Source organism: Herbiconiux sp. VKM Ac-2851 (assembly GCF_013205105.1).
GTDB classification, from domain to species: domain Bacteria; phylum Actinomycetota; class Actinomycetes; order Actinomycetales; family Microbacteriaceae; genus Herbiconiux; species Herbiconiux flava.
In genome coordinates this window covers 242,083-259,538 of the sequence record NZ_JABMLJ010000003.1, presented here as the reverse complement: position 1 = coordinate 259,538, position 17,456 = coordinate 242,083, and the positions used below count along the sequence as shown (strand labels likewise).

At 71.7% G+C, this 17,456-nt stretch carries 20 protein-coding genes; 13 read left to right on the top strand and 7 right to left on the bottom strand.

The genetic code is table 11. The features are described from left to right. Positions 1–215: 215 nt before the first annotated feature. Positions 216–2,141 carry an alkaline phosphatase gene (gene phoA / locus HQQ85_RS14230; protein WP_173183194.1) on the top strand — a complete coding sequence of 642 codons (1,926 nt, stop codon included), beginning with the start codon at positions 216–218 and terminating at the stop codon, positions 2,139–2,141. A 102-nt stretch (positions 2,142–2,243) separates the two neighbouring features. Here the strand turns inward: phoA and HQQ85_RS14225 are convergent, their stop codons facing one another. From HQQ85_RS14225 to HQQ85_RS14215, 3 genes are read right to left on the bottom strand one after another with little or no spacing between them, the layout of a single operon-like run. Further along, positions 2,244–3,116 carry an alpha/beta fold hydrolase gene (locus tag HQQ85_RS14225; protein ID WP_173183193.1) on the bottom strand — a complete coding sequence of 291 codons (873 nt, stop codon included), beginning with the start codon at positions 3,114–3,116 and terminating at the stop codon, positions 2,244–2,246. Further along, the gene (locus HQQ85_RS14220; protein WP_173183192.1) at positions 3,113–3,832 is read right to left on the bottom strand and encodes an SDR family oxidoreductase; all 720 of its coding nucleotides are present in this window, start codon (positions 3,830–3,832) and stop codon (positions 3,113–3,115) included. The genes HQQ85_RS14225 and HQQ85_RS14220 overlap by 4 nt, the downstream gene beginning before the upstream one ends. Before the next feature lie 59 nt (positions 3,833–3,891). Continuing rightward, positions 3,892–4,890, bottom strand: coding sequence for an NADP-dependent oxidoreductase (locus HQQ85_RS14215; protein WP_173183191.1), 999 nt, complete (start codon positions 4,888–4,890; stop codon positions 3,892–3,894). Positions 4,891–4,986: 96 nt separating this feature from the next. Between HQQ85_RS14215 and HQQ85_RS14210 the strand changes: the two genes are divergently transcribed. The 5 genes from HQQ85_RS14210 (at position 4,987) to HQQ85_RS14190 (ending at position 8,104) form a co-directional block, all read left to right on the top strand. Next, a complete protein-coding gene (locus HQQ85_RS14210) occupies positions 4,987–5,586 on the top strand; it encodes a TetR/AcrR family transcriptional regulator (protein ID WP_173183190.1) in 600 nt (199 codons plus the stop codon). A 9-nt stretch (positions 5,587–5,595) separates the two neighbouring features. After that, positions 5,596–6,126, top strand: a complete 531-nt coding sequence (locus HQQ85_RS14205) for a DUF1697 domain-containing protein (RefSeq protein ID WP_173183189.1) — start codon at positions 5,596–5,598, stop codon at positions 6,124–6,126. Between the two features lie 63 nt (positions 6,127–6,189). Then, positions 6,190–6,744 (top strand): DUF3800 domain-containing protein, encoded by a 555-nt coding sequence (locus HQQ85_RS14200; RefSeq protein WP_173183188.1) that lies wholly within the window; start codon positions 6,190–6,192, stop codon positions 6,742–6,744. Positions 6,745–6,852: 108 nt separating this feature from the next. Further along, positions 6,853–7,005 carry a hypothetical protein gene (locus HQQ85_RS14195; RefSeq protein WP_173183187.1) on the top strand — a complete coding sequence of 51 codons (153 nt, stop codon included), beginning with the start codon at positions 6,853–6,855 and terminating at the stop codon, positions 7,003–7,005. Between the two features lie 61 nt (positions 7,006–7,066). After that, positions 7,067–8,104, top strand: coding sequence for a diacylglycerol kinase family protein (locus HQQ85_RS14190; RefSeq protein WP_173183186.1), 1,038 nt, complete (start codon positions 7,067–7,069; stop codon positions 8,102–8,104). A gap of 20 nt (positions 8,105–8,124) precedes the next feature. Here HQQ85_RS14190 and HQQ85_RS14185 read toward each other — a convergent pair whose 3' ends face one another. Continuing rightward, positions 8,125–8,682: a CGNR zinc finger domain-containing protein gene (locus HQQ85_RS14185; protein ID WP_173183185.1), complete on the bottom strand. Its 558-nt coding sequence runs from the start codon at positions 8,680–8,682 to the stop codon at positions 8,125–8,127. A gap of 94 nt (positions 8,683–8,776) precedes the next feature. Between HQQ85_RS14185 and HQQ85_RS14180 the strand changes: the two genes are divergently transcribed. After that, positions 8,777–9,931 carry an HVA1 family protein gene (locus HQQ85_RS14180; RefSeq protein ID WP_173183184.1) on the top strand — a complete coding sequence of 385 codons (1,155 nt, stop codon included), beginning with the start codon at positions 8,777–8,779 and terminating at the stop codon, positions 9,929–9,931. Next, positions 9,928–10,362, top strand: coding sequence for a hypothetical protein (locus tag HQQ85_RS14175; protein WP_173183183.1), 435 nt, complete (start codon positions 9,928–9,930; stop codon positions 10,360–10,362). The genes HQQ85_RS14180 and HQQ85_RS14175 overlap by 4 nt, the downstream gene beginning before the upstream one ends. 22 nt (positions 10,363–10,384) lie before the next feature. On the opposite strand, the gene HQQ85_RS14170 is transcribed toward HQQ85_RS14175, so the two are convergent. After that, positions 10,385–11,578 (bottom strand): zinc-dependent alcohol dehydrogenase, encoded by a 1,194-nt coding sequence (locus HQQ85_RS14170; RefSeq protein WP_173183182.1) that lies wholly within the window; start codon positions 11,576–11,578, stop codon positions 10,385–10,387. 205 nt (positions 11,579–11,783) lie between these two features. Between HQQ85_RS14170 and HQQ85_RS14165 the strand changes: the two genes are divergently transcribed. From HQQ85_RS14165 to HQQ85_RS14150, 4 genes are all read left to right on the top strand, one after another. After that, positions 11,784–12,377: an alternate-type signal peptide domain-containing protein gene (locus HQQ85_RS14165; RefSeq protein WP_173183181.1), complete on the top strand. Its 594-nt coding sequence runs from the start codon at positions 11,784–11,786 to the stop codon at positions 12,375–12,377. Between the two features lie 92 nt (positions 12,378–12,469). Beyond that, positions 12,470–12,988, top strand: coding sequence for a hypothetical protein (locus HQQ85_RS14160; RefSeq protein ID WP_173183180.1), 519 nt, complete (start codon positions 12,470–12,472; stop codon positions 12,986–12,988). A 1-nt stretch (position 12,989) separates the two neighbouring features. Then, positions 12,990–13,775 (top strand): hypothetical protein, encoded by a 786-nt coding sequence (locus HQQ85_RS14155; protein WP_173183179.1) that lies wholly within the window; start codon positions 12,990–12,992, stop codon positions 13,773–13,775. Further along, on the top strand, positions 13,772–14,365 hold the full coding sequence (locus HQQ85_RS14150) for a signal peptidase I (protein ID WP_173183178.1): 594 nt from the start codon (positions 13,772–13,774) through the stop codon (positions 14,363–14,365). The genes HQQ85_RS14155 and HQQ85_RS14150 overlap by 4 nt, the downstream gene beginning before the upstream one ends. Before the next feature lie 14 nt (positions 14,366–14,379). Here the strand turns inward: HQQ85_RS14150 and HQQ85_RS14145 are convergent, their stop codons facing one another. Further along, positions 14,380–14,937: a TetR/AcrR family transcriptional regulator gene (locus HQQ85_RS14145; protein WP_173183177.1), complete on the bottom strand. Its 558-nt coding sequence runs from the start codon at positions 14,935–14,937 to the stop codon at positions 14,380–14,382. A 133-nt stretch (positions 14,938–15,070) separates the two neighbouring features. Here HQQ85_RS14145 and HQQ85_RS14140 point away from each other — a divergent pair, with 133 nt between their 5' ends. Further along, positions 15,071–16,186 (top strand): SDR family NAD(P)-dependent oxidoreductase, encoded by a 1,116-nt coding sequence (locus HQQ85_RS14140; protein WP_173183924.1) that lies wholly within the window; start codon positions 15,071–15,073, stop codon positions 16,184–16,186. A gap of 32 nt (positions 16,187–16,218) precedes the next feature. Here HQQ85_RS14140 and HQQ85_RS14135 read toward each other — a convergent pair whose 3' ends face one another. Continuing rightward, on the bottom strand, positions 16,219–17,382 hold the full coding sequence (locus HQQ85_RS14135) for an epoxide hydrolase family protein (protein WP_173183176.1): 1,164 nt from the start codon (positions 17,380–17,382) through the stop codon (positions 16,219–16,221). Positions 17,383–17,456 lie beyond the last annotated feature (74 nt).

The window sequence follows — 17,456 nt, the reverse complement described above, 5'->3', positions numbered from 1 at the left end:
AGACGCCCCGGCGCCGCGCACGCCGGGCGACACACTGTGTCGCCGCGTTCCGCCGTGTTACGTGCCGGTTGCGACCCCCGTTCGGGGTGCATCCGCTCTCCATCGCCGCTTCACCGTCGAGTCGGCCCCTGTTCACCCCGTGTTGGCCGGGCGACGATGAGCTTGGGCCTCGACGCCCGCTCGGGCGCCTTCGGGATAGAACACTGGGGAACACCATGTCTTTCATCACACCCACCCGCCGGAAGGCGCTCGTCGCCGCGGCGGCGCTGCTCACGGCGGCGAGCATCAGCCTGCCGGCCGCAGCGTTCGCGGCCTCGGCCGACGGCGACCTCTCGGTCAACGGCGGGGCGCAGCGCAACAGCGGCGACAAGACCGCCGACCTGCGCGCCTCGATCGTCGACGGCCCGGCGAAGAACGTCATCCTGCTGATCGGCGACGGCATGGGCGACTCCGAGATCACCATCGCCCGCAACTACGCCTACGGCGCCGCGGGCGAGCTGCCCGGCATCGACGCGCTGCCCCTGACCGGTCAGTACACCACCTACTCGCTGCACAACGAAGGCGACGAGAAGGGCCTGCCCGACTACGTGCCCGACTCGGCCGCCACCGGCTCGGCCTGGTCGACCGGCACCAAGACCTACGACGGCGCCATCTCGGTCGACATCGACGGCACCCCGCAGCAGACCCTGATCGAGATCGCCAAGGCCAACGGTCTGAAGACCGGCAACGTCTCGACCGCCGAGATCCAGGATGCGACTCCCGCGGTCGAGGTCGCGCACGTCGACGCCCGCAAGTGCTACGGCCCCGACAGCGAGGTGTGCGGCGACGACGCCCTCGTCAACGGCGGCCTCGGCTCGATCAGCGAGCAGCTGCTCGACACCCGCGCCGACCTCACCCTCGGCGGCGGCTCATCCTCGTTCGAGCAGACCGCCAAGGCGGGCCAGTGGAATGGCGAGACCCTGTTCTCCCAGGCCACCGACCGCGGATACCAGGTCGTAGGCGACGCCGACGGCCTGAAGGGCCTCTCGGTCGCCGACCAGAACCAGCCCGTGCTCGGCCTGTTCACCCCCGGCAACTTCCCCACCCGCTACGCGCCCACCACGGCGACCGTCGGCGGCGGGGACGAGGCTCCCGTGACCTGCCAGCCGAACCCGGCCCGGCTCGACACCGGTCTCTCGCTCGCCTCGCTGACCGAGAAGTCGATCGGCCTGCTGAACACCGGCGACGAGGGCTTCTTCCTGCAGGTCGAGGGCGCCTCGATCGACAAGCAGGACCACGCGGCCGACGCCTGCGGCCAGATCGGTGAGACCATCGACCTCGACGAGGCCGTGCAGGAGGCCCTCGAGTTCGCCCGCGCCGACGGCAACACGCTGGTCATCGTGACCGCCGACCACGCCCACTCGAGCCAGATCGTCGACGACGCCCCGCCCGCGACCCTGAGCACCGCGCTCACCACGGCCGACGGCTCCACGATGAAGGTCGCCTACGGCACGGCCGAGGCCGGCGGATCGCAGCAGCACACCGGAACCCAGCTCCGCATCGCGGCGTTCGGACCGGGCGCGGCGCAGGTCGTCGGGCTGACCGACCAGACGGACAACTTCTTCACGATGGCGAACGCGCTCACCCTGAACCGCGACACCGCGAGCTTCAGCGCCGGCGCGACCGCCACGCTCAACGCGACGACCGTCGCCCCCGGTGACTCGCTCGTGCTCGACGCGAGCGGCTTCCGCGGCGACCGTCAGCTCGACCCGACCTCCTCGGCGGTGCAGCTCGCCTCCGAGGACTCGGTGAACGGCGCGGCGCGCTTCTCCTTCGAGGCCCCGACCGCGGAGGGCTCGTACTCCCTGACGGTCAGCGGCCGCCAGAGCGGCGTGACCGCGACGGTCGACTTCACGGTCGCCGCGGGTGCCGAGCCGGCACCGAGCCCCACTCCGGCACCGACCGCTCCGGCGGGCGCCCCGGGCGCTGACGGCTCGGGCGGCACGGGGTCGGCCGGCACGGGCTCGGGTGCCGGGTCCGGTTCGTCGGCGCTCGGCTCGACGGGCGCGGTGGTCGCTCCGATCCTCACGCTCGGCGCGCTGCTCCTCGCCGCCGGCGGGCTGCTCCTGGTGCGCCAGCGCCGCCGCCAGCACGCCGCCTGACCCGCAGTTCTGCCGCTGCGGTTCTACCGCTGCACCGGATGCGCGGCACCTCTCCCCTCGGGGACGGGGTGCCGCGCATCCGCGTTTCAGGCCCTCAGACCCTCAGCCCTCGCTCGGCCCACCCGACCCGAGGAACTCGACCGCCCGCGGCGCGAAGTCGGCGTGGTACTGGAAGATGCCGCCGTGGCCCGAGTCGGGATAGATCACGAGCTCGGAGCCGGGGATGCGGCGGTGCAGGTCGTCGGAGAGCACCGACGGCACCATGCGGTCGTTGTCGCCGTTGGCGATCAGGGTCGGCATCGTGAAGACCGAGAGGTCGCTCGGTGCCGAGCGGCCGAAGCGCTGGATCGCGCGCAGCTGCGTCTGGAACGCCTTCAGTCCGATGGCCGCGTCGCGCTCGGCGGTGCGCTCACCGAGGCGCTTGATGAAGGCCTTGCCCGCGCGCTTGCCCACGAGGTCGCGGTTGAAGAAGAGGAACTCCTTCGGGTCGCTCCGGGTGAGGGTCGCCCGCAGCACGTCGTAGTAGGTGGTGCGGAGCACCTTGTCCATGTCCTTCCCGCCGCGGGGGCCGGTGCCCGTGAGCACGAGCCGGCGCACGAGGCCCGGATGCGCGACGATCAGGTCCTGGGCGATCATCCCGCCCATCGAGAACGAGAACACGTCGATCTCGTCGAAGCCGAGCGCCTCGATGAAACGGTGGGCATCGGCCGCCGCCTGCTCGATCGTGGGCGGCACGGTGCCCGAGGAGCCGCCGACGCCGACGTTGTCGAAGGCGACGACGTGGCGGGTCTTCGAGATCGCGTCGACGATCCGCGGGTCCCAGTTGTCGAGCGTCGCGGCGAGGTGCACGAAGAACACGACCGGCACGCCGCCCTTCGGGCCGAGCTCGCGGTAGGCGAAGGTCGTGCCACCCGTCGTGAGAGTGTGGTTCGGCGCCTCGGCGTAGGACGTCATGACGGGCTCGTCGGCACTCATGATCGTGCCTGCCCGGGCTTCAGCTCGGGGTAGAGGGCCTCGACCGGGGCGCTCAGGGCGCCCTTGACCGAGGCGGTGAGCTCGTCGGCGATGACCTCGTAGCCGCCCTGCTCGACCGTGTCGAACACCTGGGTCACCAGCTCGGCGGGGAGCAGCTTCGGGCCGTCGGCGTGGGCGGCCATGGCGGTGTCGACGTAGCCGACGTGCACCCCGACCACGTGCGTGCCCTTCGGGGCCAGCTCGAGGCGCAGCGAGTTCGTGGCCGACCAGAGGGCCGCCTTCGAGGCGCTGTAGACGCCACCGAACGCGTACCAGCTGGCGACCGAGTGCATGTCGACGAGCACCGACTCCGGATGCGCGGTCAGCACCGGCGCGAAGGCCGTCGCCACGAGCACCGGCGCCACGAAGTTCGTCTCCATCGTCGCCCGGAGGTCGTCGGCCGAGAGCTCGAGGAAGCTCGCCGTGGGCGGCAGCATGCCGGCGTTGTTGATCAGCACGCTCACGTCGGCGGCCTGCTCCACCGCGGCGGCCACCGAGGCGGGGTCGGTGATGTCGAGTGCGAGCGGGACAATGCGGTCGTCGTCCCAGCTGCGCGGGGTGCGGGCGGACGCGTAGACCTTGGCGGCTCCGCGGGCGAGGGCTTCGGCGACGAAGGCCGAGCCGATTCCGCCGTTGGCTCCGGTGACGAGCACGACGGCTCCGGTGAGGGTGGGCATGGGGACTCCTTGGGTGTGGGGTGTGGGGTGTGTTGGGGTGAGGTGGGGTGCGAGCGTCGTCACCCGGCGAGGTCGATGACGACCTTGCCGCGGAGGCCCCCGCGGCCAAGCGCTTCGAGCGCCGCCGGGGTCTCGGCGAACGGGAAGACCCGGCCGACCACCGGACGCAGCGCACCCGCGTCGACGAGGGCCGTGATCTCGGCGAGCTGCTCGCCATCCGCTCTCATCCAGAGGAAGGAGTAGCGCACCCCGAGCCGCCGCGCCTGCCGGCGGATCTTCGCGCTCAGACTGCCGACGGCCAGGCGGACGGCGGGGTTCAGGCCGAGCTGCCGGGCGAAGTCGGGGTCGGGCGGGCCGGCGAGCCCGATGGCGATGCCGCCCGGCTTCAGGATGCGCAGCGAGCGCTCGAGGTTCTCACCGCCCAGGCTGTCGACCACCACGTCGTAGCCGCTCAGCAGCTCGTCGAAGCGCTGGGAGCGGTAGTCGATCACCTCGTCGGCACCGAGCTCGCGCAGCCAGTCGGCGTTCGATCCGCTCGCGGTCGTGGCGACGTGCGCGCCGAGGTGCTTCGCGAGCTGCACGGCGATCGAGCCGAAGCCACCGGCGCCGCCGTGGATCAGCACCTTCTGGCCCGGCTGCACCTTCGCCTTCTCGACCAGGGCCTGCCACGCCGTGAGCGCGACGAGCGGCAGCGACGCGGCCTCGACCATGCCGAGCGTCGTGGGCTTCAGGGCGATGTCGGCCTCGTCGACGGCGATGCGCTCGGCGAAGGTGCCGATGCGGAAGTCGGCCGGGCGGGCGAAGACGTCGTCACCGACCGCGAAGCGGGTCACCGCGGGGCCGACGGCCTCGACGGTTCCGGCGAGGTCGTGACCGAGGGTGAGGGGCAGCTCGTACTTCAGCAGGGCCTTGAACTCGCCCTCCGCCAGCTTCACGTCGAGCTGGTTCGCGGAGGCGGCGAGCACTCGCACCAGGACGTCGCGGGCGCCCAGGACGGGCTCACGCGCATCCGTCTCTCTGATCTCGCCCTGGTACCGGTCGATGCTGAACGCCTTCATCGTCTTCTCTCGTTTCGTCTTAGTTTTCTGAGCGTAGTCATATTCGAGTACAATCGCAAATGAGCGGATACCTCAGTGCAGTAGACTCGCCTCCTGATGACCACCCCCGCCACCACCCCCGGGCGCCGCGAGCGCAACAAGCAGCAGAAGCTCGAGCGCATCACCGCCGCCGCCACCGAGCTCTTCGACCGCCACGGCATCGACGAGGTCACGACGCAGCAGATCGCCGACGCGGCCGACATCGGCACCGGCACGCTCTTCCTGTACGCCAAGACGAAGGCCGAGCTGCTGCTGCTCGTGCAGAACGTGCACTACGCCGAGGCGATCGAGGCCGGGCTGGCCGCCGCCCCCCGCGCCGCGTCGCCCCTCGACGCCATCATGGCGCTGATCGAACCGGTGGTCGCCTGCAACCGGCGGCAGGTCGAGAACGGGCGCACCTACCTGCGCGAGCTCGTCTTCGGCGACCCTGAGGAGCCGCACCACCGGGTCGGGCTCGAGCTGATCGCGCGGGTCGACGAGGCGTTCGTCGAGATCCTCGAGCGCGACGCGGGCGTCACGGCGCACGACGCGGCGGTGCTCGCCCGCACGATCTCGGCGGCGATGTTCGTGACGCTGTCGTCACCGCTGAACGTCGCGGCGAGCGATGCGGCGCTCGGCGCCGACATCCGCGAGCAGGTCGCGCTGGTGCTGCGCTAGCGTCGGGGCATGACACGGTTCGTGGCGCTGCTGCGCGGGGTGAACGTCAACGGCATCACGGTGAAGAGCGCCGAACTCGCCGAACTCTTCCGCACACTCGGCTTCTCAGACGTGCGAACGGTGCTCGCCTCCGGCAACGTCGTGTTCGAGACGACGGATGCGCGCGACACCCTCACCCTGAAGCCCACCATCGAGGCGGCCCTCCGCACCCGCTTCGGCTACGACGCGTGGATCGTCCTCCTCCCCCACGACCGCCTCGCGGCGGCCGTCGCGGCCTACCCCTTCCTCGAGGACGACGCCACCCACCCCTACGTGGTCTTCACCTCCTCCCCCGACGTCCTCGCCGACGTCACCGCCTTCGCGTCGACCCTCGCGCCCGACGGCGGCGTCGAGCGGGCGGAGCCGGGCGACGGCGTCCTCTATTGGCAGTGCCCCCGCGGCTCGAGCACCGACACCCCGCTCGCGAAGCACCTCGCCCGCGCCGCCTACCGCGCCACGACGACGACCCGAAACCTCCGCACCCTCCGCAAGCTCCTCTGACTTCTCCACAGATCGCTTCGAGCGGCCCGCCGCCGCAGTCTCGACCGGTAGCGTCGCCCGATCATGACCGTCTCGCGCCTGCTCTACGTCGATGACTCCGGCTCCGTCACCTCCGGCCTGATCGTCTACGGCTGGGTCGAGTGCGGCCCTGCCCGGTGGCGGCACGCGCTCCGCGGCATCCTCGAACTGCGCAAGCGCCTCTACCGCGCCCATTCGGTCCCGCCGTCGACCGAACTGCACGCCACCAAGTTCGTCAACGGCCGAGCCCGCATCTCGACCGCGATCGACGACGCCGTCGAATGGAAGACGCTCGGCCGCGCCGTCGCGCTCGACTGCTTGACCGCACTCGCCGAGCACGAACACCTGCGCATGGATGGCAACGGCACCGACTCCAGCTACACGGAGGCCCATCGCGAGCTCGAGCTCGACACCCGTCACATCATCGAGGATCCGACCTTCTACGACTCGCGTCGGTCGCAGTTCGTGCAGATGGCGGACCTGGTGGCCTACTCGGCATTCGCGAGCCTGAACAGACACGAGGGCAATCGGTTCGCATGGGAGTGGTACGCAGAACACCTGGCGTCGGCGGATCCGCACGGAGGCCCGCAGGAAGTGTGACGGAGGGAACAGCTAGACCCGCCTGTCCACGTGTGTGGGGCGGGTCCGCTCCATCAGCTTATCGACTGAGGATGGAATTAAGCAATATTCACTTAGCGGTGAATCCCGATGCGCAAGCCCGGGGGCGCGCCGCTGTTCGTGATCGCACCGCTCGTGGCCAAGACCCACCGGAGCCCAAAGGCGCTCGCCTACTGGATCGCGACCGGGGTGGCGCTCGTCGTCGTCCACAACCTGACCGACTGGAAGGCCGGAAGCGAGTAGGACCACGCGGTCGGCGGACAGGGCGGGGGCCGGCGGAGGGGCGGGGGCCTAGAGTTCAGGCATGAGCGCAGAGAGCGGGCGGCGCACCGTCGCCGTCGTCATCAATCCGAGCAAGTTCGACGACGTCGAGGCCGTCAAGGCGGTCGTGGCCGCCGGCGCGCAGCGCGCGGGCTGGAACGAGCCGCTCTGGTTCGAGACCAGCGTCGACGACTCCGGCACGGCCGCCGCGAACTCGGCGCTCGAGGCCGAACCCGACGTGGTGTGCGCCATGGGCGGCGACGGAACCGTGCGCGCGGTCGCCGCGGTGCTGCGCGGCACCTCCGTGCCCTACGGCCTGCTGCCGAGCGGCACGGGCAACCTGCTCGCGCGGAACCTCGGCATCCCGCTCACCTCGGTCGAGGACGCCGTCGAGATCGCCCTGCTCGGCCAGGACCGCGCCATCGACGTCGGCCTCGCCACCTTCGACGACGGCGAGGAGCGCGTGTTCGTCGTGATGGGCGGCGTCGGCCTCGACGCCGAGATCATGGACAAGACCGACGACGACCTGAAGAAGAAGGTCGGCTGGGGCGCCTACGTCGCCGCCGGTGCACCGGCCCTGCTGAAGGGCGGCTTCGAGGCGACGCTGACGATCGACGGCGAGGCCGAGGAACCGGCGAAGTGCCTGATGGTGCTCGCCTGCAACTGCAGCTCGGTCGTGGCGAACATCGAGATCGCCACCGGCGCCGTGCTCGACGACGGCGACCTCGAGCTCGTCATGCTGCAGCCGAACATCGTCGCCGGCTGGGTCGGCGTCGCCATCGACGTCGCCACCCGCAACCGCAACGGCCTCGCTTCGCTCAAGCAGTGGCCCGGCCGCGAGTTCGAGTTCGAGCTCGACGCGCCGGTGCTGGCCGAGCTCGACGGCGATCCCGTCGGCGAGACCACCCGCGGCCGCTTCGGCGTCGACCCGGGCTCGCTCATCGTGCGCCTCCCGGTGCCGGTCGCGCAGGCGCCCGGCCTGTCGCCTCGCACCTCCGTGACGCTCGACAGCCCGACTGCCGACACCGTCGACAGCGGCGAGGCGGGAAAGCCGGCCCAGCCCGCGCAGCCCGCCGAGTAGACCAGGCCCCGAGGAGAGAGCTAAACCTCGGCGGCCTGCCGAGCCCGATACGCGATCACGTTCATCCGGTTCCCGCAGTTCCCGATGTCGCAGTACCGCTTCGACCGGTTGCGCGACAGGTCCACGAGCACCGCAGAGCAGTCGCTCGCCTCGCACACCCGCAGCCGGTCGAACTCGTCGGAGCGGATGACGTCGATGAACGCCATGGCGAACTCCACGCGCATCCGGGTGGCCAGCGGCGCATCGGCCTCGGTGGCGTGCAGGTGCCAGTCCCAGTCGTCGTGCCGCACGAGCTGCGGCAGCGCCTGCGCGTCACGCAGGATGCCGTTCACCAGCGCCACCGCCTCGTCGCGCGAGACCTCCCAGAACCGCCGGAACTCCGGCCGCAGCGCCCGCACCTCGTCCAGTTCGGCCGTGTCGAGGTCGCGCCGTCCGGAGTAGCCGTGCTCGTCGAGCATCCGCTCGAGGTCACCGACGTCGGCGAGGCCCTCGGGGTTGCCGTTCGAGATGCCCCCGGTCGAGTCGATCAGCGCCGAGGCGAACACGAGGGTCGCTTCGGTGTCATAGGCAAAGACCATGTTGACTCCTGACAGATCGGGGGTTACTGTCACTAGCGTAAGCCCTGACACTCCTGACAGGGCGATGCCCCGATGACGACGAGAGGATGCGCGGATGCCCGCTCCCGCGACACACCGCGCCTCGGGGCTGATCATCGCCCTCGCGGCAGCCGCCGCCTTCGGCACGAGCGGCCCGTTCGTCAAACCGCTGCTCGACGCCGGCTGGTCCCCCGCCGCGGCGGTGGCCGTGCGGGCCTTCGCCGGAGGCCTCGTGCTGCTGCCCGCCGCCCTCGTCGCCCTGCGCGGCCGCTGGGGTCTGCTCGCCTCAGCCTGGCGCCTGATCCTGGCTTACGGCCTCGTCGCCGTGATCGGCGCCCAGGTGTTCTACTTCGCCGCCATCTCGCGCATGCCGGTGGGCATCGCGCTGCTGATCGAGTACACGGCGCCGATCCTGCTGGTGCTGCTCGCCTGGGGGCGCACGCGCATCCCACCGGCGCTGCTGACGATCGTCGGCGCGGTGCTCAGCGTCGCCGGCCTCGCCCTGGTGATCAACCCCTCGGGCGCGGGCGGGCTCGACGTGCTCGGCGTGGTGTTCGCGCTCTGCGCCGCGCTCTGCCTCGCGGGCTACTACCTGATCGCCGCCCTGCCGACGGGCGACCTCCCCCCGGTCACGCTCGTCAGTGCCGGGCTCGTGCTGGGCGGGCTGGTGCTCGGCGGCATCGGCGCGATCGGCCTCGTGCCGTTCACCTTCTCGTTCGAACCGGTCGACATGCCGCTCGTCGGCGAGGTGTCGTGGATGCTGCCGATGGCCGTGGTCGTGCTCGTCGCCACCGCGTTCGCCTACCTCACGGGCATCATCGGGGCGATCCGCCTCGGCTCCCGTGTCGCCTCGTTCGTGGGGCTCGTCGAGGTGCTGTTCGCGGTGCTCTTCGCCTGGCTGCTGCTCGGCGAGGTGCCGACCTGGCTGCAGCTGATGGGCGGCGCTCTGATCGTGGCGGGCGTCGTGTTCGTGAAGCTCGAGCGCGAGGGGCCCGACGGGAGTACCGTCCAGCCCATGGCGAAGAAACTCTCGAAAGGCGACCACGTCGAGTGGTCCACCCACGGCACCACCACGAGCGGCGAGGTCGAAAAGTCGATCACGTCGGACACCGAGGCGGCGGGACGGACGGTCCGGGCATCCGATGACGACCCGCAGTACCTCGTGAAGAGCGACAAGAGCGGGCGCGAGGCCGTGCACAAGCCCGAGGCGCTGAAGAAGACCAGCTCGTGAGCGGCGAGTACCCGCAGCCTGAGTACCGGCAGCCGCAGGGCGGGCCGCAAGGGCAGCCGCAGCCGCAGCCGCAGCCGCACGACGATCGCGTCGCGAAGCCCGGCCGCAACCCGCTCGGGCTCGCGTCCCTGCTGATCGGCGCCGCGATCTCGCTGCTCGGTCTGCTGTTCCTCGTCATCCAGGCCGCGGTGATCACGACGGCCGACCCGCAGGCCCTCGGCGCGGTCTCGGCGGTAAACGGGGTGCTGTCGGCGCTGCTGGCGATCGCGGCGATCGTGCTGGGTATCGTCGCGATCACCCGCCGCGGGCTCTCCAAGACGTTCGCGGCGGCGGGCATCGCGCTCGGCGCCGCCGCGCTCGTCTCGGTGTTCGGCTCGTTCAGCTACGGACTGCTCGTGCAGTTCCTCTACAGCTTCTCGTCCAGCTTCTAGCCCGCGACCTTCAGCCCCGCTTCTAGACCGCGACCTTCAGCCCCGGCTTCAGCACGACCTTGATGCAGCCGTCCTGCTTGTTCTTGAACAGCTCGTACATCTCGGGCGCCTCCTCGAGCGACACGGTGTGCGTAACGAGGTCGTCGATGCCCAGCGGGTCGGCCGGGTCCTCGACCAGGGGCAGGATGTCGTCGCGCCACCGGTGCACGTTGCACTGCCCCATCTTCAGCGTGATGCCCTTGTCGAACATGGTCATGAACGGCAGCGGGTCGCCGGCTCCGGCGTAGACGCCCGAGAGTGAGACGGTGCCGCCGCGCCGCACGGCGTCGAGGGCCAGCAGCAGGGCGGCCAGCCGGTCGCTGCCGAAGGTCTGCATGGCCTTCTTGGCCACCGCATCCGGGAGTAGGCCCACCGCGTACTGCGCGAAGGATGCCGCCGGGTTGCCGTGCGCCTCCATGCCCACGGCGTCGACGATCGAGTCGGGCCCGCGGCCGTCGGTCAGCTCGCGCAGCCGGTCGACCACGTCCTCGGTGAGGTCGAGGGTCTCGATGCCGTGCCGCTCGGCCATGGCACGACGCTCGGCGACCGGCTCGACCGCGATCACGCGGTGGCCGCGGTGCCGGGCGATGCGCGCGACGAACTGGCCGACCGGGCCGAGGCCGATGACGCCCAGGGTGCCGCCCTCGGGCAGCTCGGCGTACTCGACGCCCTGCCAGGCGGTCGGCAGGATGTCCGACAGGAACAGGTAGCGCTCGTCGGGCAGCTCGCTGCCGACCTTCTGCGCGTTGAAGTCGGCGAACGGCACGCGCAGCAGCTCGGCCTGGCCGCCGGGAACCGAGCCGTACAGCTCGGTGTAGCCGTAGAGCGAGGCGCCCGTGTCGGTGGCCCTGTTCTGGGTGGTCTCGCACTGGGTGGTGAGGCCCTGCTTGCACATGAAGCAGTGGCCGCAGGCGATCACGAACGGGATGACCACACGGTCGCCGACCGCGAGCCGGGTGACCGCCGAGCCGACCTGCTCGACGACGCCCATCGGCTCGTGGCCGAGGATGTCGCCCTTGTCCAGGAACGGCCCGAGCACGTCGTAGAGGTGCAGGTCGGAACCGCAGATCGCGGTCGAGGTGACGCGGATGATCACGTCGGTGTCGTCGATCAGAACGGGGTCGACCACGTCTTCGACGGTGACCTTCATCGTTCCCTGCCAGGTGAGTGCTCTCATGCCTTCCTGCCTACGCCGGGCAGGCCGCCGCGGCCAGTGGTTCGGAGGTGCCGTGCAGTGGGCGACAGTTTCGATGACCCGTGCGACATCCGCTCACCAGGCCCTTGGCCACGCCCACCCCCGCTGGGCACACTCGAGCCACAACTCACGCGACACCTGTCGCTCAAAGGCGCCCGCACGGTGTGGCGCGAAAGGATCTCCCCTCATGAACAAGCTCACCAAGGGCGCAATCGCCGCAGCAGCCGGAGTCGTGCTCCTTCTCGGAGGGGCCGGGACCTTCGCCTTCTGGAACTCCACCGCGCAGGTCGCGGGCGGCACGATCACCGCCGGCAACCTCTCGGTCTCCAATGCCGACGGCCCGGGTGTCTGGACCGACCAGAACGGCACGGTCGTCAACATCGCCACCTACCGCATCGTGCCCGGCGACACCCTCACCTACACCGACACCCTCAGCGTCGTCGCGGTCGGCGACAACCTGGTGGCGACCCTCGGCATCCAGCCCGGCTCGATCGCCCCGGCCGTCGCGGGCAACACCGCCGACATCGCCCTGGCCGCCTACCTGAACGCGGGCGCCACGAACACGCTGACGGCGACCGGCACCGGCATCTCGGGCACCGGCCCGACGTACACCGTCACCGCCGGCACCGCGGGCGTCAGCCAGAACGTCACGGCCTCGGTGGCGCTGAAGTTCCCGAACGTCAACACCGCCGGCGCCGAGAACGCGGCCAAGCTCGGCGCGGTCAACCTCAGCAACCTCACCCTGACGCTGTCGCAGACCGCCCCCGCCGTCACCCCGTGACCCCCCGCGGCTCCGGGCGGCGCGTTCGCGCGCGTCGCCCGGAGCCATCCTCGTTCCGTGGCTCCTCCGCGTCACCCTCCCCGGTGAAGCGGATGCTCGTCGCGACCGCCCTCGCCTGCGGCGCCGTCCTCCTCGGCACCGTCGCCTCGGGCAGCACCTTCGCGCTGCTGAACTCCTCCGCCACCAGCCCCGGTGCGGTCGTGCGCTCGGGCACCGCCGAACTCGGAGTCAGCACGGCCCTGTCGCTCGCCGCCACCCCGCTCTACCCGGGCGCGACAGTCTCGGGCTCCGCCGTCGTGACCAACTCGGGACAGGTGCCGCTGTCGGTGCGGGTCGCGGGGCTCGCCCTGACCGGCACGGCGACCACCTTCTCCTCGGCCCTGACCGTTCACGTGTCGGCGATCACGACCGGCAGCTGCCCGGCGGTGCCGACGGCCTGGCAGGGGACGTTCGCCTCGTCGACACCCACCGATCTCGCGGTGCGGGTGGCGCCCGGCGCGAACGCCCGGATCTGCGTCGGCGTGACGCTGCCGGCGTCGGCCCCGGCGGCCGCGGCCGGCGCAGCGCCCGCGGCGTTTACCCTCTCGATCGACGGCCGGCAGGTGGCCTGACATGGCTCGCCGTCGTCGTCGTGCGGGTGCTGCGGTGGTCGCCGCGTCGGCGGCGCTGCTCGCGGTGGCGGCGGCCCCGGTGGCGGCATCGGATCTGCCTGCGGCCGTGGCGGCAACGGGTCTGCCCGCGGCCGGAGCGGCCGATAGCGAAGGGATCGTGGTCAGCGTCGACGGGGAACGGTACGACGACGCCCCGGCCGAGCCGTTGTTCGCGGCGCCGCCCGTGATCGTGCCGGGCGACGTCGTCACCGAGACGCTCTGGGTGCGCAACGACGGCGACGTGCCGGCCACCCTGCGCATCGACGCGACGGATGCCCGCGCCACCGTCGCCGGGTTCGCCGACGCCCTCCGGGTCTCCGCCGCCATCCCCCCGCTCGATGCGGGCGCAGTGCCGTTCGCTGACGCCGCCGACTGCGCGGTGCTCCTCCGCGGCCCGGTGCTCGAGCCCGGCGAGCTGGTCGCCGTCGCGGTCTCGCTCTCCTTCTCGGCGGCGACGCCCGACCGGGTCGGCCACGACGCGCGCGCGACGCTCGACTTCACCGCGTCCCTCCGCGACCAGGCCGCCGAGGCCGCCGACGCCGGCTCGTGCGGGGCGGGCGTCGCTGTCCCGGGGCTGCCCGACGGGCCCGGCGCGGGTCCCGGCGGGCTGCTGTCGGACACCGGGGCCCTGCCGCCACTGGCCGCGCTGCTCTGGGGTGCGGCGCTGGCCGTGAGCGGTGGCCTCGTCGTGGCGCTGCGGATCGGCGCCGCGCGATCCCGCCGCGACGACCCGGAGCGGCCACGATGACCGGCCGGCGCGTGCTCGAGGCGCCGTCCCGCGAGCGCGGGGTGCTGCACGCGATCGGGGTCGGGCTGAGCGCGGGGCTGCTCGTGCTCGTGCTGGGGCTGGCCGTGGTGACGATCCTGCTGCCGCTCGCCGTCGGCGGCCGGCCGCTGACCGTGCTGACTCAGTCGATGGAGCCGGGGCTGCCGCCCGGAACGCTGATCATCGTGAAGCCGGAGCCGGTCGGCGAGATCCGGCTCGGGGACGTCGTGACCTACCAGATCGAGTCGGGCAAGCCGGGAGTGGTCAGCCACCGCGTGGTCGAGAAGACCTTCGCGACCGACGGCTCGACGACCTTCCGCACCAGGGGCGACAACAACGACGCGGTCGACGAGCAGCCCGTGCGCGAGGTGCAGATCGTGGGGGTGCTCTGGTACAGCGTTCCGCTGCTCGGCTGGGTGAACACCGCGGTCAACGGCGAAGCGCGGGCTCTGATCGTGCCGATCGTGGTGGTGGCGCTGTTCGGGTACGCCGCCTGGGCCTTCGGCTCGGCGCTGCTCGCGCGCCGCCGCGCACGCACCCGCGCGCGCCACCCTCACCGCGCCCGCTCCTGAGCCACGGTCGCGGATCAGCGCGGGTCGAGTGCCGGGCGCAGCAGTTCGCGCGCGCGGGCCACCGCTGCCGCCCGCTGCGCCTCCGGGGTCGTGGCGAGCAGCCCCGCGAGCATCGACACCACGAGGAACACGTCGTCGGCCGACACCCCCGCCCGCACCCGCCCGGCCGCCTGCTCGCGCGAGACGACCTCGCCGACGACGCGCAGCATCCGCTCGCTCAGATGGTCGACCCGGTCGTCGTCGCGCTCGGCGCGGATCATGTCGATCATCGCCGTCGATACCAGCGCCTGGGCCACGACCCCGTCGAGCAGCGCGTCGACGGTGGTCTCCGGATGCGCGGCCAGCGCCTCGAGCTCGGTGATGTTCTCGTCGAAGACCGCGATCGCGAGCGCCACCCGGTCGGGGAAGTGGCGGTACAGGCTGCCCTGCCCGACGCCGGCCCGGCGGGCCACCGAGCTGAGGGGAGCCGCGTAGCCGTCACCCGCGAAGATCTCGCGGGCCGCCGCGATCAGCGCCCGTCGATTGCCGGGCCCGGCACTCGGGCCGCGATTGGGTTTCGGAGCCGTGGGCACGACGTGTAGCCTACTAGCGGACAAGGTTGTCCGGTTGCTCGTTCGAGTCGCCGCCCGTCAGGCGGGGGGTGCCGAGGACGGCCGCCGACTCGCCTCGTCCGACCGTGTCATCACCCGAGAAAGCGAGACCACCATGCCGTCCTCCTCCGCTCCCCTCAGCGCCGACTCCTCGATCGCCACCTGGCTCGAGCATCCGATCGGCGGCCCTCTCATGCGCGAACTGCTGGCCCAGGGCGGACAGGACGCGGATGCGCTGCGGCCCGTTCGGCGCCTGGCGCTGAAGCGGCTGGTCACCCTGAGCAAGGGGCAGTTCCCCGCGGAGCTCGTGGAGCAGCTCGTCGCGCGGGCCGCCGCCGGCGAGGTGCCGGACGGGGCGGGTTCGGGGGAGGCCGGGAGTGCCGCCGGGGGTGCGGGAGCATCCGGAGACCAGCGCACCGCCGGTGACCTCGGCAGCACCGAGGAGGGCCTCGTGCCCGTCGAGCGGCCGGAGTGGGTCGAGCGGCTCGACGGCGGGCGCTTCGCCGGCCAGACCGTGATCGTGACGGGTGCCGGCTCGGGCATCGGCCGGGCCACCGCCTCGCGGGTCGCGCGCGAGGGCGGACGCGTGATCGCCGTCGACATCTCGGCCGAGCGCCTCGACGACTTCGCCGCCTCACTACCCGAGGCCGACATCACGCCCGTCGCGGGCGACATCACCTCGGACGAGGCCATCGCGGCGATCGTGTCGGCCGCGGGCGAGCGGATCGACGGTCTCGCGAACGTCGCGGGGATCATGGACGACATGACGCCCGTCGGCGAGGTCACCGACGAGGTCTGGAACCGGGTCTTCGCGATCAACGTGACCGGGACGATGAAGCTGACCCGCGCGGTGATCCCCGTGATGCTCGCTCAGGGCAAGGGCTCGATCGTGAACGTCGCCTCGGAGGCGGCCCTCCGCGGCTCGGCCGCCGGCGCCGCCTACACCGCCTCGAAGCACGCGGTCGCGGGGCTGACGAAGTCGACGGCGTTCATGTACGGGCCGTCGGGCGTCCGCGCGAACGCGGTGGCGCCCGGGCCGACGATCACGAACATCGAGGCGCGCTTCGCGTCGCCGCTCGGCGCGGAGCGGGTGCGTCAGGCCATGGCGATCCTGCCCGACGCCGTCGAGGCCGACGCGCTGGCCGCGTCGATCACGTTCCTGCTCTCGGACGACGGGGTGAACGTCAACGGCGCGATCCTCCCCTCCGACGGCGGCTGGTCGGCGGCCTGACCCGAGGCCCCGCCGACCGACCGACACCTCACCTAGGCTCGCAGCCCGCGCAGCCCGGTCCGGATCTCGCTCGCAAGGAACGCGGGCATCTCCAGTGCGGCGAAGTGTCCGCCGCGCTCCGCCTCCCCGACGTGCACGAGGTCGCTGTACGCGTCCTCGATCCAGGTCCTCGGCAGCACGGGGATGTCCCGCGGGAAGACTGTCACGGCGACGGGGAGATCGAGGTGTGGACCCGCCATCGTCGCCGTGCGGTTCTCCCAGTAGATGCGGGCCGAGGACGCCGCGCTGTTCGTGAACCACGAGATCGCGATGGTGTCGAGCATGCGGTCGATGGCGATGGGGTCCTCGGCTCGACCGGCGTTGTCGGTCTTGGACTCGTACTTGTCCCAGATCCAGGCCGCCTGGCCCGCCGGAGAGTCGGCGAGTCCGTAGCCGACGGTCTGCGGAACGGTGCCCTGCACGTGGTTCGCACCGCCGAGCGACCCCGCGTACTGGGCGAGGCCGTCCACAGCTCGTCGCTCCGCCGGGCTCAACGCGCTCGGGATCTCCGCCGGAAAGGCGTAAGGCGTGCTGAGGTGCACGCCGAGCAGTCCGTCCGGTCGCCTGGCACCGAGCGCGGTGGTGACCGCCGCTCCCCAGTCTCCGCCGTGGGCCGCCCACTCCCGATAGCCGAGTCGATCCATGAGCACCGCCCAGGCTGCCGCGATCCGGTCGACGCTCCACCCGGGTGCGGTCGGCTTGCCGGAGAAGCCGAAGCCGGGCAGGGACGGAACGATGACGTCGAACGCGTCCTCGGCGTGGCCACCGGATGCGACGGGGTCGGTCAGCGGTCCGATGAGGTCTGCGAAGTCCGCGACAGAACCCGGCCAACCATGGGTCAGGAGCAGCGGGAGCGCGTTCGGGTGCGGGGACCGGATGTGGAGGAAGTGCACCTCGAGCCCGTCGATGACCGTCGTGAACTGGGGGAAGCTGTTGAGCCTGGTCTCCGTTCGGCGCCAGTCGTAGCGGTGCCGCCACCAGTCCACCAATGCCCGGGCCTGCTCCGTGCGGACCCCTTGGGAGCCGTCCGGGACGGTCTCGGGGTCGGGCCAGCGCGTGGCGTCGAGTCGGCGGTGCAGGTCGAGGATGTCGACGTCCGGCACCGCGATGCGGAACGGGCGGATCTCGTCGTCGGCTGCAGATCTGGTGTCGCTCATGGGTGGTTCTCCCCTGCTCATCGTTCCGGTCCGCTCGATTGCACACCGCTGTGCAATCGAGGATAAGCGTTTTG